This is a genomic window from Streptomyces sp. G-G2 (assembly GCF_030063135.1).
Classification (GTDB): domain Bacteria; phylum Actinomycetota; class Actinomycetes; order Streptomycetales; family Streptomycetaceae; genus Streptomyces.
Genome location: NZ_JASISO010000027.1, coordinates 17,204 through 30,020, shown reverse-complemented (window position 1 = coordinate 30,020; position 12,817 = coordinate 17,204). Strand labels below are relative to the sequence as shown.

At 72.3% G+C, this 12,817-nt stretch carries 13 protein-coding genes; 7 read left to right on the top strand and 6 right to left on the bottom strand.

Features of this window, described 5'->3' with window-relative positions; translation table 11 throughout:
- Positions 1-49: 49 nt before the first annotated feature.
- Entirely contained in the window at positions 50-256 is a 207-nt protein-coding gene (locus tag QMF80_RS21635; protein ID WP_283455816.1) for a DUF397 domain-containing protein, read from the bottom strand.
- Positions 253-1,092 (bottom strand): helix-turn-helix domain-containing protein, encoded by an 840-nt coding sequence (locus tag QMF80_RS21630; RefSeq protein ID WP_283455814.1) that lies wholly within the window; start codon positions 1,090-1,092, stop codon positions 253-255. Before QMF80_RS21630 ends, QMF80_RS21635 begins: the two co-directional genes overlap by 4 nt.
- A gap of 104 nt (positions 1,093-1,196) precedes the next feature.
- Between QMF80_RS21630 and QMF80_RS21625 the strand changes: the two genes are divergently transcribed.
- From QMF80_RS21625 to QMF80_RS21610, 4 genes are all read left to right on the top strand, one after another.
- Entirely contained in the window at positions 1,197-1,622 is a 426-nt protein-coding gene (locus QMF80_RS21625; protein WP_283455811.1) for an ATP-binding protein, read from the top strand.
- 71 nt (positions 1,623-1,693) lie between these two features.
- Complete coding sequence (locus QMF80_RS21620) at positions 1,694-2,482, top strand: class II aldolase/adducin family protein (RefSeq protein WP_283455809.1); 789 nt, start codon at positions 1,694-1,696, stop codon at positions 2,480-2,482.
- Between the two features lie 107 nt (positions 2,483-2,589).
- Positions 2,590-3,855 (top strand): hypothetical protein, encoded by a 1,266-nt coding sequence (locus QMF80_RS21615; RefSeq protein WP_283455808.1) that lies wholly within the window; start codon positions 2,590-2,592, stop codon positions 3,853-3,855.
- Between the two features lie 100 nt (positions 3,856-3,955).
- Positions 3,956-4,429 carry a DoxX family protein gene (locus QMF80_RS21610; protein WP_283455941.1) on the top strand — a complete coding sequence of 158 codons (474 nt, stop codon included), beginning with the start codon at positions 3,956-3,958 and terminating at the stop codon, positions 4,427-4,429.
- Here QMF80_RS21610 and QMF80_RS21605 read toward each other — a convergent pair.
- Together QMF80_RS21605 and QMF80_RS21600 are read right to left on the bottom strand one after the other, a co-directional pair.
- Positions 4,375-4,599 (bottom strand): hypothetical protein, encoded by a 225-nt coding sequence (locus tag QMF80_RS21605; protein WP_283455806.1) that lies wholly within the window; start codon positions 4,597-4,599, stop codon positions 4,375-4,377. The genes QMF80_RS21610 and QMF80_RS21605 overlap by 55 nt on opposite strands.
- Positions 4,586-5,890, bottom strand: a complete 1,305-nt coding sequence (locus QMF80_RS21600) for a PspC domain-containing protein (protein ID WP_283455804.1) — start codon at positions 5,888-5,890, stop codon at positions 4,586-4,588. Before QMF80_RS21600 ends, QMF80_RS21605 begins: the two co-directional genes overlap by 14 nt.
- A gap of 131 nt (positions 5,891-6,021) precedes the next feature.
- Here QMF80_RS21600 and QMF80_RS21595 point away from each other — a divergent pair, with 131 nt between their 5' ends.
- Both QMF80_RS21595 and QMF80_RS21590 read left to right on the top strand, forming a co-directional pair.
- Positions 6,022-7,329: an ATP-binding protein gene (locus tag QMF80_RS21595; RefSeq protein ID WP_283455803.1), complete on the top strand. Its 1,308-nt coding sequence runs from the start codon at positions 6,022-6,024 to the stop codon at positions 7,327-7,329.
- Positions 7,326-8,021, top strand: a complete 696-nt coding sequence (locus QMF80_RS21590) for a LuxR C-terminal-related transcriptional regulator (protein WP_283455801.1) — start codon at positions 7,326-7,328, stop codon at positions 8,019-8,021. Before QMF80_RS21595 ends, QMF80_RS21590 begins: the two co-directional genes overlap by 4 nt.
- Positions 8,022-8,038: 17 nt before the next feature.
- Here QMF80_RS21590 and QMF80_RS21585 read toward each other — a convergent pair whose 3' ends face one another.
- Entirely contained in the window at positions 8,039-9,091 is a 1,053-nt protein-coding gene (locus QMF80_RS21585) for a C40 family peptidase (RefSeq protein ID WP_283455799.1), read from the bottom strand.
- Between the two features lie 133 nt (positions 9,092-9,224).
- Complete coding sequence (locus tag QMF80_RS21580; protein ID WP_283455797.1) at positions 9,225-9,578, bottom strand: hypothetical protein; 354 nt, start codon at positions 9,576-9,578, stop codon at positions 9,225-9,227.
- A gap of 218 nt (positions 9,579-9,796) precedes the next feature.
- Between QMF80_RS21580 and QMF80_RS21575 the strand changes: the two genes are divergently transcribed.
- Positions 9,797-12,409, top strand: a complete 2,613-nt coding sequence (locus QMF80_RS21575; RefSeq protein WP_283455796.1) for an ATP-dependent DNA helicase — start codon at positions 9,797-9,799, stop codon at positions 12,407-12,409.
- The last annotated feature ends 408 nt before the right edge of the window (positions 12,410-12,817 follow it).

The following is a 12,817-nucleotide window of genomic DNA, read 5'->3' as shown; positions in this document are numbered from 1 at the left end:
GACCGGAGCCGCCGTCCCCCCTCCGAGGGGGACGGCGGCTCCGCCGTTTCTAGACGTCCGCCCCGCGGGCCAGGTCGAGCAGTCCCGTGAAGGCGTTGCGCGAGAATGCGATGACGGGGCCGTCGGGGCGCTTGCTGTCCCGGACGGGGACCGTGCCGTGCGATGCGGCGAGGTCGGTGGCGACCGACACGCAGGCGCCCCCGTTTTCGCTGTACGAGGACGTGAACCAGTGCAGGGTTTCGGTCTCGGTCGTCACGGGGTGCCCTTTCGTAACTGACTGATCATGGCCACGGATGCGGCCTGGTGCAGCGCTTCGGCCTGTAGCTGATGGTAGGCCGACAGGATGGGCACGACGGACTTGCCGTCCCGTTCCAGATGGCCCCGCTGGGCAGACTCCGCATACGACATGAGCGAGCGGTCCGCCATCGTCAGGATGTACAGCGGCAGGCTCAGGGGGCGCCGGGCCCCCATGGTGAACTCGGCGATCTGGAGCACGGTGTTCGGCAGTTCGGCGAACTCCATCAGCCGAGCCAACTGCGCGTCCCACACGTCAGGTTCCCCGACGGTTCGGCGAAGACAGCTTTCGTCCAGTACCGCCCACACGAGTGGCGGAGGCGTTCGGGCGAGGGCTGCCTGTCGCTCCGCCACGACCGAGGTACGTTCCTGTGCCTGATCGGCCGTGACTACGCCTCGCCTGATGTCGCTCGCCGCGAGGGTCCCCGCGTACTCGGGCGTTTGGAGCAGGCCGGGAATGACTCCGACTTCGTACAGCCGGATCTCGACTGCACGGCCTTCGCAGCCGACGTACTCGGGGAAGCCCTCCAGTAGCGCGCCGTGCCGGATCTCGCGCCACTGGCGTTCGAAGGTCTCAGTGGAGCCTCCGGTACCGAGGGCCCCGTCAGCCTGTCGTGAGAACCGCAGAGTTGGCGGTTTGCGCCCAGTTTCAACCGCGGAAATGTGCTGGCTGGAGTACTCGATCCGGGCAGCCAGGTCTTCTTGGCTCCACCCGCGACCTTCTCGCAGATTGCGCAGACGTGCCCCGTAAGCCGCTCGCGGCCCGCTCTCGGGGTTCAGTTCCTTGCGGTTGACCATGACGTCACCTAACTCTTCCTTCGAAACTGGCTAGTTGAAGGGATGTAAAGCCTAGGCCACGCTCATATCGCTTGGTAGTGGATCCGCTACGGAGAGGAACGGTCGTGCCCGGAGATCTTCTCGCGAAGGCGTACGCCCAACGGTTCAGCCCCACGGAGCGCGGCGCCCGGCTCGCCCGGCACCTGGCGCTCGTACAGCTCGACGAGTGGGGCGTCGTACACAGCTCCGCCCTGTCCGACGACGCCGGATCGGTGGTGGGTGAGCTGGCCGCCAACGCGGTGCGGCACGGGGCGGCCCCCGGGCGGGACATCGAGCTGCGCCTCGTGATCATCCCCAGCCTGCTGCGGATCGAGGTGACGGACGCGCGCGCCGACCTGTGGCCGCAGGTGCGGCCGCCGCGCCGCGGGGCCGAGTCGGGCTACGGCATGGCGATGGTGGCCGCGCTCGCCGCCGCCTGGGGCGTGGCCGAGCAGGGTGTCGGCAAGACGGTCTGGGCCGAGCTGCGGCGCGACCCGCCGGGTGCGTGCTGAGGGCTCCGCCGTTCCTCTGGTCTCTTGGCCCGGCCCCCGGTACCTTGCGCCGCGACCTTGAAGGAGGGGCCATGGCCGAGCGAGACGCACCCGCACCCGTGCCCGTGGAGCGGCTGGGCTTCGAGATGCCGCCGGTCTTCGGCACTCCCGAGCAGGAGCGCGCGCACCGCAAGGAACGCCTCGCGGCGGCGCTGCGGCTGCTGGGGCGGCTCGGGTACGAGGACGGGGTGGGCGGGCACGTCACCGCCCGCGACCCGGAGTTCGAGGACTGCTGCTGGGTGAACCCCTTCGGCCGGGCCTTCGCCGGGCTCGGACCCGAGGACCTGCTGCTGGTCGATGCCGGGGGGCGGGTGGTCCAGGGGGAGCGGCGGGTCAACCAGCTGGCCTTCGCCGTGCACGCGGCGGTGCACCGGGCCCGGCCCGAGGTGGTGGCCGTGGTCCGCGCGCAGGCCCCGTACGGCAGGGCGCTGGCCGCCCTCGGCGAGCTGCTGGCCCCGGTCACCCACGAGGCCTGCGCCTTCTACGAGGACCACGCGCTGCTCGACGAGTACGCGGGCGGCGGCGGGGACCCGGACAGGATCGGGCGGGCGCTGGGCCCGTACAAGGCGCTCGTCCTGCGCAACCAGGGGCTGCTGACGGTCGGGAGCTCGGTGGACGCGGCGGTGTGGTGGTTCATCGCGGCCGAACGGGCGGCCCAGGTGCAGCTGATCGCGCGGGCGGCCGGGAAGCCGGTGCTCATCGACCACCACAATGCGGCCCTGACCAGGCAGCAGTTCGGCACGGACCTGGCGGCGTGGGTCAACTGTCAGCCGCTGTGGCAGCAGGAGACAGCGGGTGGCGTCAACATCATGAACGGTTAATCACCTGCTCTGACATCGTGCGCAATCCGGAGCACTGCCGCAGTGGTGCACAATTCGCTGGCATTGCCCGGTAGTTGGACGAAGGTAGTCAGAGAGGCGGCACGCACGTGGCTGTCCAAGAGATCCACAGAAGTACCCACGGCGGCGGCTGTACCTGTGACGACTGCCCGCACGGGGCCCGCGAGGGCCACCGGCGCGCGGTCGAGGCGTTCCTGGAGCAGCGCGACGGGCTCGCCGCGGGCATGGGCCTGCCCGCCGCCGTCGCCCGCTCGGCCGGAGCCTCCCGCCAGTGGGTCTCCGACGAACTCACCCTGTCCGCCCGGACGGTGGCCGCGCGCGGCCGGGAGGCCGGGCACTCCTGGCTGTACCTGCTCTCGCGCCGCGCCGTGCTGGGCGTGTGGATCGCCGCCGGAGTGCTGCTGCTGGTCCAGGTCGGCACCGCCGTCGGCAACGGCTGGAGCACCGCGCGCACCGCCGGGCTGCTGGCCGCGGTGGTGCTCGCCGGACTGCTGACGGTGGCGGCCCGGGCCCAGCCCGTGCGGGGCGGGCTGCTGGCCCCGCTGGTCGGCGAGGACAACCGGCTCTCCACCTCCAAGACGGTGGCGGGCGCGTGGCTGGTGCTGACCGCGTTCGCGGCGCTGCTGCCCACGCTGCGGCTGGCCGCCTCCACGCCCGGGCCGGAGCGGGCCGCGCTCTACGCCGGGCTAGGGCTGTGGCGGGCGCTGCCGCTGCTGGCGGTGGTGGCGCTGACCGCCGGGGTCTCCGTGCTGGTGCGGCGCGTGGTCTCCGTACGCATCATGGGCCAGCGGCTCCAGAAGCTGCCCGCCGACCGGCCGCGCGGGGCGGACCTGCTGACCGACGACGCGGGGCGCGGGAGCCTGCCGGACGCGCAGTACGCGCTGGTCTCCACGGTGGTGCTGGCCTTCGCGGCGGTCACCCTGGCCCGGTTCCCCGACCGGATGCCGCGGCTGCCGTGGGCGCTCGCGCTGCTGGTCGCGCTGTCGGCCGCGGTGTACCTGGCCGCGAAGTACGCGGAAGGCAGCCGTCCGCTGGTGCTGTCGGTCGTACGGACCCGGGAACCGGGGGACATCGACGCCTCGGTACGTCCCGGGGACGACATCGAGATCCGGGGCGTGGGCTTCGTACCGCCCGGGGCACAGACGCCCGAGATGCTGGCGCGGCTCGTGGTGCGGATCGGGACGGTGCACGTGCACGTGCCGCTGGTGCCGGTCGCGGGCGGGTTCACCACCCCCTCCGATACGGTGCTGACCGTGCCCGTCCCGGCGGAGGTGGAGCCGGGCCGGGTCGACATCCAAGTGGTCACGGCCGCCGGGGTGGAGTCCAACCGGTGCAGCATCGACGTGGCGGAATGAAACGCACGGGAGACGCCCGCTCCTCTGGCACGCCGGGCGCGCGCGGGGTAAACAATGAGGCGTGAGCCAACCCCCTGAAGGCACCGAACGCGCCGACCGCCTGTCCACCCTCCGGGCCGCGGGCGCGGCCCACGCGCTGCTCCCGCTGCGGATCTTCCTCGGAGTGACCTTCGTCTACGCGGGCCTGGACAAGCTGACCGACTCCGCGTTCCTGTCGGCCTCCGGCGACGGCTCCATCGGCGACCTGATGCGCGGGGTGCGCGACACCTCCGCGGTCCCCGCCCTGGTGGACCTCGCGCTCAAGGCGCCCGTCGGCTTCGCGGTCCTGCTCGCCATCGGTGAACTGCTGGTGGGCCTGGCCGTCCTGGCGGGGCTGCTGACCCGGCTCGCGGCCGCCGGGGGCGCCCTGATCTCGCTCAGCCTGTGGCTGACCGTGTCCTGGGCGGTCACCCCCTACTACTACGGCAACGACCTGGTCTACCTGATGGCCTGGCTGCCGCTGATCCTCGCCGGGGCGCCCTACCTGTCGCTGGACGGTCTGATCCGGTCGCGCCGGTCCCGCCGCACCGCGTAGGTCGTCACCCCGACCAGCGCCGCGAGCGCGAGCCCGCCGAAGGCCAGCGGGAAGATCAGGAACCAGGGCACGTCCCGCTCGCCGCTCGCGTCGAGCAGGTACAGCACGCCCCCGGCCAGCAGGGCCACGCCCGCCAGCAGCCGTCCCGGCTGGAACTCATGACGCCGCACGGGTCACCTCCACCTGTCCCACACCCGTCTCCAGGTGCAGCTCGATCGTCCCGCCCGCCTCGGTACCGGGGGCGGGTGCCAGCGTCGCCGTCTTGGTCCTGGCGTGCTCGATGCGCTCCGGGTTGTCGTCCCCGGGGACCCGAATGTTCGCCCAGTCGACCGTGACGGTCGTCTTCGCGGTGACCTCGCGGGGCACGACCACCTTCAGCCGTCCCGCGTCCAGCGAGGCCGTCACCGCCAGGGTGGTGCCCTTGGGCACGTCCAGACGGCTCAGGTCCAGCGTGGCCAGCCCGGTGCCCGCCGTGTACGCCGGCCGTACGTCGGCCACCGCGGCCGGACGCCACTCCACCTGGCGCCAGTCGGTGCTGATCTCCCGCGGCAGCGCCGCGGCCCCGGCCAGCAGCACCGCCGTCACCAGGCCCAGCAGGACCGTGCCGAAACCGGTCCGGCCCTTGACCGAACTGAAGGCGAGGCCCAGACCGAACACGGCCAGCGCGGCCGCGAACCCGGTCTGCAGGGCGTGCCCCAGCGGGACGGAGTGCCATTCGGCGGCGGCGCCCGCGATCGCGGCCGCCATCGCCAGGACGAACACCCGCCCGCCGATCCCGCCGCGCGGGGCGGCCGGGGCGGCGGCGCGCGCCGGAGCGGCCGCCCGGTCCGCGCCGTCCGCGCCCACCGCGTCGTCCGGCCCCCACAGGTAGCCGGTGGACCCCACCGGCCCGGTCGTACCGTCCTTCACCAGCGGATCCCGCCACCAGGACGGGGCGCCGGGCGTCGGCGGTGCCTGGGTCTCCGGCGGCGCGGGCCGGTGCGCCGGGCGCTGCGCCGAGCCCTGCGGGGCGGCCGCCTCCGCCTCCGGGACGTTGGTGTGCCGGCGCCGCTGGGACCAGTACGAGGCCCCGGCCAGTGCCAGGATCACCAGGACCGAGAAGACCCCCATCACCCCGTTGTCCGCCATGGTCAGGAACAGCGCGCAGCCCACCAGCGCGGCGAACACCGCCGCCAGGGTGGCGCCCTCGACCCGGCCGGTCAGCAGCTTCTTCACCTCGCTGTCCTCGCCGCCCTCCTGGGGCAGCAGCAGCCACGCGAAGCCGTAGAAGATCAGGCCGACGCCGCCGGTGACCGCCAGGACACCGAGCACCACCCGGAACACCACCGGGTCCAGGTCGAAGTACCGGCCGAGTCCCCCGCACACGCCCGCGAGGACCTTGTCGCGCCTGCTGCGGCGCAGCGGCGGCCGGTCGGCGGGATCCGGCGCCGGCGGCGGAGGGGAGTCGTGCGCTTCGGTCATGGGTCCATGGTGCCGGGCGGTCCGGCCGCGCGGCACCGGGGCCGACCCTGGCACAACCCTGATATCCCCCCGAAGCAAGTGGGGGGCTGCCCTGATGTCCCGGACCCCCCGCGCGTGTGACCATCGGTGGCATGCCCGTAGCAGCCGTCCCCCGCCCGCCGCACGTCCCGCCCCCGGCCGAGAACCCCGACGCCCCGCAGCGCAGGCTCTACCGCAGCGCCGACGGCCGGATGCTCGGCGGGGTGGCGCGCGGTCTCGCCGGGCACCTCGGGCTGCCCGTGCTCTGGGTCCGGCTCGCCTTCCTCGGCACGTTCCTGTTCGGCGACGGCCTCGGAGTCCTGCTCTACGCCGCGTTCTGGGTCTTCGTACCGCTCGGCATCGGCGGCAGCACCGGCCACCGCTCCTTCTTCGAGACCCTCGCCGACGGCAGCAGGCGGCTGCGCAAACCCGACCGGGGGCAGGTCACCTCGCTGATCGCCCTGTTCATCGGCGCCGGGATCTTCATCTCGAAGCTCCAGGCCGGTGACCGCCAGGCCGACCGCTACATCTGGCCCACCCTGCTCGTCGCCGCCGGTGTGGTGCTGGTGTGGCGCCAGGCCGACAACGCCCGCCGCGCGAACTGGACCTCCGCCGCCGGGCGCAACGCCCGGCTGCTCCAGCTCGCCCGGGCGCTCGCCGGAGTCCTCCTGGTCGGCGTGGGCCTCACCGTCTTCATCGTCGTACGGGGATCCGCCGCCCAACTGGGCAACGTACTCACCGCCGCCCTCGCCGTCCTCGTGGGGATCGCGCTGCTCGCGGGTCCCTGGCTGATCCGGATGAGCCAGGACCTCTCCGAGGAACGCCTGATGCGCATCCGCGCCCAGGAGCGCGCCGAAGTCGCCGCCCACGTCCACGACTCGGTGCTGCACACCCTCACCTTGATCCAGCGCAACGCCGAGGACGTCGGCGAGGTCCGCCGCCTGGCCCGCGCCCAGGAACGGGAACTGCGCAACTGGCTCTACAAGCCCGAGGGCACCGGCAAGGACGAGGCCGAGGAACCGGACACCCTCGCCGAGGCCGTCAAGAAGACCGCCGCCGACGTCGAGGACCACCACGGCGTCCCCATCGAGGTCGTGGTCGTCGGCGACTGCCCGCTCGACGAGAAGCTCGCCGCGCAGGTCCAGGCCGCGCGCGAGGCGATGGTCAACGCCGCCAAGTACGGTGGCGAGGGCGGACCCGTCCAGGTCTACGCGGAGGTCGAGGGACAGACGGTGTTCGTGTCCGTACGGGACCGGGGGCCCGGCTTCGACATCGACGCGGTACCGGACGACCGCATGGGCGTACGAGAATCGATCATCGGCCGGATGCAGCGCAACGGCGGGACCGCGCGGCTGCGGTCCGCGCCCGACGGCGGCACGGAAGTCGAACTGGAGATGGAGAGGGCGGCGAAGCCGGCATGACCGAGGACAACGTGAACACCAGTGGCGAGACCCGACGGGTGAAGGTGGTGCTCGTCGACGACCACCGGATGTTCCGCACCGGCGTGCAGGCCGAGATCGGCGAGACCGCCCGGACCGGCGTCGAGGTCGTCGGCGAGGCCGCCGACGTCGACCAGGCCGTCACCGTCATCACCGCGACCCGGCCCGAGGTGGTCCTCCTCGACGTCCACCTCCCCGGTGGCGGCGGTGTCGAGGTACTGCGCCGCTGCGCCCCGCTGATGACGGCGCCCGAGAACCCGGTGCGGTTCCTGGCGCTGTCCGTGTCGGACGCGGCCGAGGACGTCATCGGGGTCATCCGCGGCGGTGCCCGCGGCTACGTCACCAAGACCATCACCGGCACCGACCTGGTCGATTCGGTCTTCCGGGTGCAGGACGGGGACGCGGTGTTCTCGCCGCGGCTGGCGGGCTTCGTCCTCGACGCCTTCGCCTCCACCGACGCGCCGCCGGTCGACGAGGACCTCGACCGGCTCACCCAGCGCGAGCGCGAGGTGCTGCGGCTGATCGCGCGCGGTTACGCGTACAAGGAGATCGCCAAGCAGCTCTTCATCTCGGTCAAGACGGTCGAGTCGCACGTCTCGGCGGTGCTCAGGAAGCTCCAGCTCTCCAACCGGCACGAGCTGACCCGCTGGGCGACGGCGCGCCGCCTGGTCTGACCCGGTCGGCCGTCCCTTCAGGCCGGGCGGGAGGCGCCCGCCCAGGGCATCGAGTCGATCGGCGCGATCCGGACCGGGGCGCCGGGGTGCGGCGCGTGGATCATCTGGCCGTTGCCGACGTAGAGCCCGACATGACTCACTCCGGAGTAGAAGAACACCAGGTCACCGGGGGCGAGCTGGTCGCGGGCGACCCGGTGGCCCGCGTTGATCTGGGTGTAGGTGGTGCGCGGGAGGGTGACCCCGGCCGCGCCCCAGGCCGCCTGGGTCAGCCCCGAGCAGTCGAAGGCGTTGGGGCCGGTGGCGCCCCAGACGTAGGGCTTGCCGAGCGCGCCGTGCGCGAAGGCCACCGCCCTGGCCGCGCGGGAGCCGTCGGCGGGCGGCGGGGGAGCGACGGCCGGACCGGAGCCCGGCGCCGCGCCGACCGGTCCGGCGCCCTGGGCCTCGTACCGCGCGCGCTCCTCGGCCGTGAGCTTGGCGAGCAGCTGCTTGGCCGTGTCGAGCTTGCCCTCGATGAGGGTCTTCTGGCCGGCGAGCTCGCTCTCCCGGGCACGCAGCTCGGCGAGCGTGCCGGAGGCCTTGTCGCGCAGCTGCCCGACCTCGTCGAGCTGGCGGCGTACGGAGGCCACCTCGGCGGCGTTGCGGTCCCCGGCGCGGGCGATGAACGAGGCCCGGTCGAGGTAGTCCTGCGGATCGTCGGCGAGGGCCAGCTGGACGGCCGTGCCCAGGCTCCCGCTGCGGTACTGCGAGGCGGCGAGCGAACCGAGCGCGCTGCGGGCGGTGTTGAGGCGGTCGGCCTTGCGGGCCGCCTCCTCGCGCAGGCCGGCCAGCGACTTCTGGGCCGCGTCGGCCCGCTCCTTCGCCCCGTTGTACTTCTCCGTGGCGGTCTCGGCCTCCTGGTACAGCTGGTCCACCTGGGCCTTGACCTGCGCCGGGGTGAGCTGGGGGTCGGCCTGCGAGGTGCCCTCGAAGGCGGTGGCCGTGGCAGCGCCCGCGAGGGCGAGGGTGGCGGCGGTACGAAGGGTGCCGCCGGAGAGGAGCGGGCGCTGCCTGGGCTTTCGATGACTGGCCACGAGGGCCTCACGTCCTTCCCTGCTGATCCGTCGTGCGGGTCTTGGGGGAGGACGCTAAACCTGGAAGTAACGGCCCGATGACGGAATGACCACAACTGCCCGGATCTGCCCGGAGCTGTCCTTGTCGGACCGGTCAGTGCCAGAGAACGGCGATAAAGATATTGGTGATGGTCAGGGCGCCGACCGCACCGAACAGGCCCTTGTCGATCCGCTCCTCGTCGCGCTTGACGTAGACGAGCGCGAGGATCACGAACAGGACCGCGAGCTTGACGCCGATCTTGATGTTGTCGACGCTGCCGCCGTCGATCTGGCGGAACCCGACCAGGGCCACGCCGGTGAGCAGCATGGTCAGCGCGCCGTGCAGCATCGCGGGCACGAAGCGGGCGGTGCCCGCGCTCATCGCCTTCATCTGGGTCAGGAAGCCGCCGAGGAGGGAGGCGATCCCGATGATGTGCAGGCCGAGGAAGATGTTGATGAGTACGGACATGGGTTCGAGCGTACGGGGTGGTTCCGGCCCGTTTTCGACCGCCCTCGACCGGGTTCGGCCGGGGGTCGGAAGGGTCCCGGGGCGGACGGGGGAGGGGGTCCGTCGGCGGTGCGCCCGGCGGGCGCGGGACCGATGTGCAGGGTGCGTCCGGCGGGTACGGGACCGATTTACCGGGCCCGGGACCGGCTGTCGGTCCCGGGCCCTAGACTCGGAAGGCGATGAGCAGCCTCTTTGACGACAGTTTCCTGGCGGACCTCACCCCCTCTCACGAGGAGCCTCCGCCGCCGCCCGAGGACCACGCCCCGGAAGCGGGTGCCGACGACCTCTTCGGGGGCCGATTCGACGCGCCCGTGCACCAGGACGCGTACTACCGGGGCGGTTCCCCGCGCCCGGTCATCGACCCGGAGGCGCTCCTGGTCGGCCTCAACGAGCAGCAGCGCGCGGCCGTCGTGCACGCGGACTCCCCGCTGCTGATCGTGGCGGGCGCGGGCTCCGGCAAGACCCGGGTGCTGACCCACCGCATCGGCCACCTGCTGGGCGCCCGCGGGGTGCACCCCGGCCAGATCCTGGCGATCACCTTCACCAACAAGGCCGCCGGTGAGATGAAGGAGCGCGTCGGGGACCTGGTCGGCCCCCGCGCGAACGCGATGTGGGTGATGACCTTCCACAGCGCGTGCGTGCGCATCCTGCGCCGCGAGTCCAAGCTGCTCGGCTTCACCTCCTCCTTCTCGATCTACGACGCGGCGGACTCCAAGCGCCTGATGGCGCTGGTCTGCCGGGACCTGGACCTGGACCCGAAGCGGTTCCCGCCCAAGTCCTTCAGCGCCAAGGTCTCCAACCTGAAGAACGAGCTGATCGACGCCGACGAGTTCGCCGTACAGGCGGTCGACGGTTTCGAGAAGACCGTCGCCCAGGCGTACGCGATGTACCAGGCGCGGCTGCGCGAGGCCAACGCCCTCGACTTCGACGACATCATCATGACCACGGTGCACCTGCTCCAGGCGTTCCCGGACGTCGCCGAGCACTACCGGCGCCGTTTCCGCCACGTCCTGGTGGACGAGTACCAGGACACCAACCACGCGCAGTACACCCTGGTGCGCGAGCTGGTCGGCCCCGGCTACCCGGACCTGGCGCCCGCCGAGCTGTGCGTGGTGGGTGACGCGGACCAGTCGATCTACGCCTTCCGCGGCGCGACCATCCGCAACATCCTCCAGTTCGAAGAGGACTACCCGAACGCGAAGACGATCCTGCTGGAGCAGAACTACCGCTCCACCCAGACGATCCTCTCCGCCGCCAACGCGGTCATCGAGCGCAATGAGAACCGCCGCGCGAAGAACCTGTGGACCGAGGCCGGATCGGGCGCCGGGATCACCGGCTACGTCGCGGACACCGAGCACGACGAGGCGCAGTTCGTCGCCGACGAGATCGACCGGCTGACGGACGCGGGCAACGCGAAGGCGGGCGACGTCGCCGTCTTCTACCGGACCAACGCCCAGTCCCGCGTGTTCGAAGAGATCTTCATCCGGGTCGGCCTGCCCTACAAGGTCGTCGGCGGCGTGCGCTTCTACGAGCGCAAGGAGGTCCGCGACGTCCTCGCGTACCTGCGGGTGCTGTCGAACCCCGAGGACGCCGTCCCGCTGCGCCGGATCCTGAACGTGCCCAAGCGCGGCATCGGCGACCGCGCCGAGGCGATGATCGACGCGCTGTCGCTGCGCGAGAAGATCACCTTCCCGCAGGCGCTCAAGCGGGTGGACGAGGCGTACGGCATGGCCGCGCGCTCGACCAACGCGGTGAAGCGGTTCAACGTGCTGATGGAGGAGCTGCGCACGATCGTCGACTCGGGCGCGGGTCCGGCGGTGGTGCTGGAAGCGGTCCTGGAGCGTACGGGGTACCTCGCCGAACTCCAGGCCTCGACCGATCCGCAGGACGAGACGCGGATCGAGAACCTTCAGGAACTCGCCGCCGTGGCGCTGGAGTTCGAGCAGGCGCGGGCGGCGGGGGCCGACGCGGCGCCCGCCGTGGAAACCGCCCCGGCCGCGGGGGCCGCGTCGGCCGCCGAGGTGGAGGCCGTCCCGTACGCGGGGGCCGACGCCGATCCGGACGCCGGGCTCGCCGCGGCGCCGGTCGTGGGACCCGGCACGCTGGCCGAGTTCCTGGAGCAGGTCGCGCTGGTCGCCGACTCCGACCAGATCCCCGACGAGGACACCGAGGGCACGGGCGTCGTCACCCTGATGACCCTGCACACCGCCAAGGGCCTTGAGTTCCCGGTGGTCTTCGTGACCGGCATGGAGGACGGGGTCTTCCCGCACATGCGGGCGCTCGGCCAGACCAAGGAGCTGGAGGAGGAGCGGCGCCTCGCGTACGTCGGGATCACCCGCGCGCGCGAGCGGCTGTACCTCACCCGCTCCTCGATGCGCAGTGCCTGGGGCACCCCCTCGTACAACCCGCCGTCGCGGTTCCTCGAGGAGATCCCGGAGCAGTACCTCCAGTGGAAGAGGACGGGAGCGCAGAAGCCCGCTGGACCGATGCGCAGCTCGTCCGGTTCCCGTTCGGGCGGCGGCGGGACCTCGTCCTCGTTCGGTACGTCGCCCGAGTCGTTCCTGTCGTCCGCGCGGTCCAAGGCGGGGGCCTCGGGCTTCGCGACGCGCCGGACCACGGACAAGCCCGTCGTCACCCTGCTGGTGGGGGACCGGGTCACGCACGACCAGTTCGGGCTGGGCACGGTGATGGAGGTCAAGGGGATCGGCGCGGACGCGCAGGCCACCATCGACTTCGGGGACGACAAGCCGAAGCGGCTGCTGCTGCGCTACGCGCCCGTGCAGAAACTGTAGGAAGGCGGGCCGGCGGGGCGACGGGACGGGCGGGGCGGCGGGGCGGCGGCCCGGAGCCGCCGCCCGTACGAAGACGTCCTGGTGCAGCTCCGCGGAAGTTCGTGGAGAGGGCATGCGACCTCGTCCGAATCAGCTATGTGCGGACGATCGGGTTCGCGGCGGTGACGACCTGGTGGAGACGTGTCGGACGGCCGTGCGGGAGCCTGTGTGTGAGGGCAGGTGTCCGGGCCGACTATGGGGTGCGGTCCTTGCGCAGTGCCTGGAGCAGCCAGGAGAAGTCTGGGAGCAGGCCGGGTACCACCTGCCAGCCGTTGACGGCCCATACAGCCGAGGCACCGAGCCAGGGGGCGTGCGGCGATCTACCTCGCCCGCCGCGACGGCTACGAAGACGACTTCCTGCCCAGCGGC

Coding starts and splice junctions, on each gene's coding strand:
- QMF80_RS21630 (WP_283455814.1), bottom strand. CDS start 1,092: ATGGTCAACCGCAAGGAACTGAACCCCGAGAGCGGGCCGCGAGCGGCT.
- QMF80_RS21600 (WP_283455804.1), bottom strand. CDS start 5,890: ATGACCGAAGCGCACGACTCCCCTCCGCCGCCGGCGCCGGATCCCGCC.
- QMF80_RS21595 (WP_283455803.1), top strand. CDS start 6,022: ATGCCCGTAGCAGCCGTCCCCCGCCCGCCGCACGTCCCGCCCCCGGCC.
- QMF80_RS21620 (WP_283455809.1), top strand. CDS start 1,694: ATGGCCGAGCGAGACGCACCCGCACCCGTGCCCGTGGAGCGGCTGGGC.
- QMF80_RS21575 (WP_283455796.1), top strand. CDS start 9,797: ATGAGCAGCCTCTTTGACGACAGTTTCCTGGCGGACCTCACCCCCTCT.
- QMF80_RS21580 (WP_283455797.1), bottom strand. CDS start 9,578: ATGTCCGTACTCATCAACATCTTCCTCGGCCTGCACATCATCGGGATC.
- QMF80_RS21590 (WP_283455801.1), top strand. CDS start 7,326: ATGACCGAGGACAACGTGAACACCAGTGGCGAGACCCGACGGGTGAAG.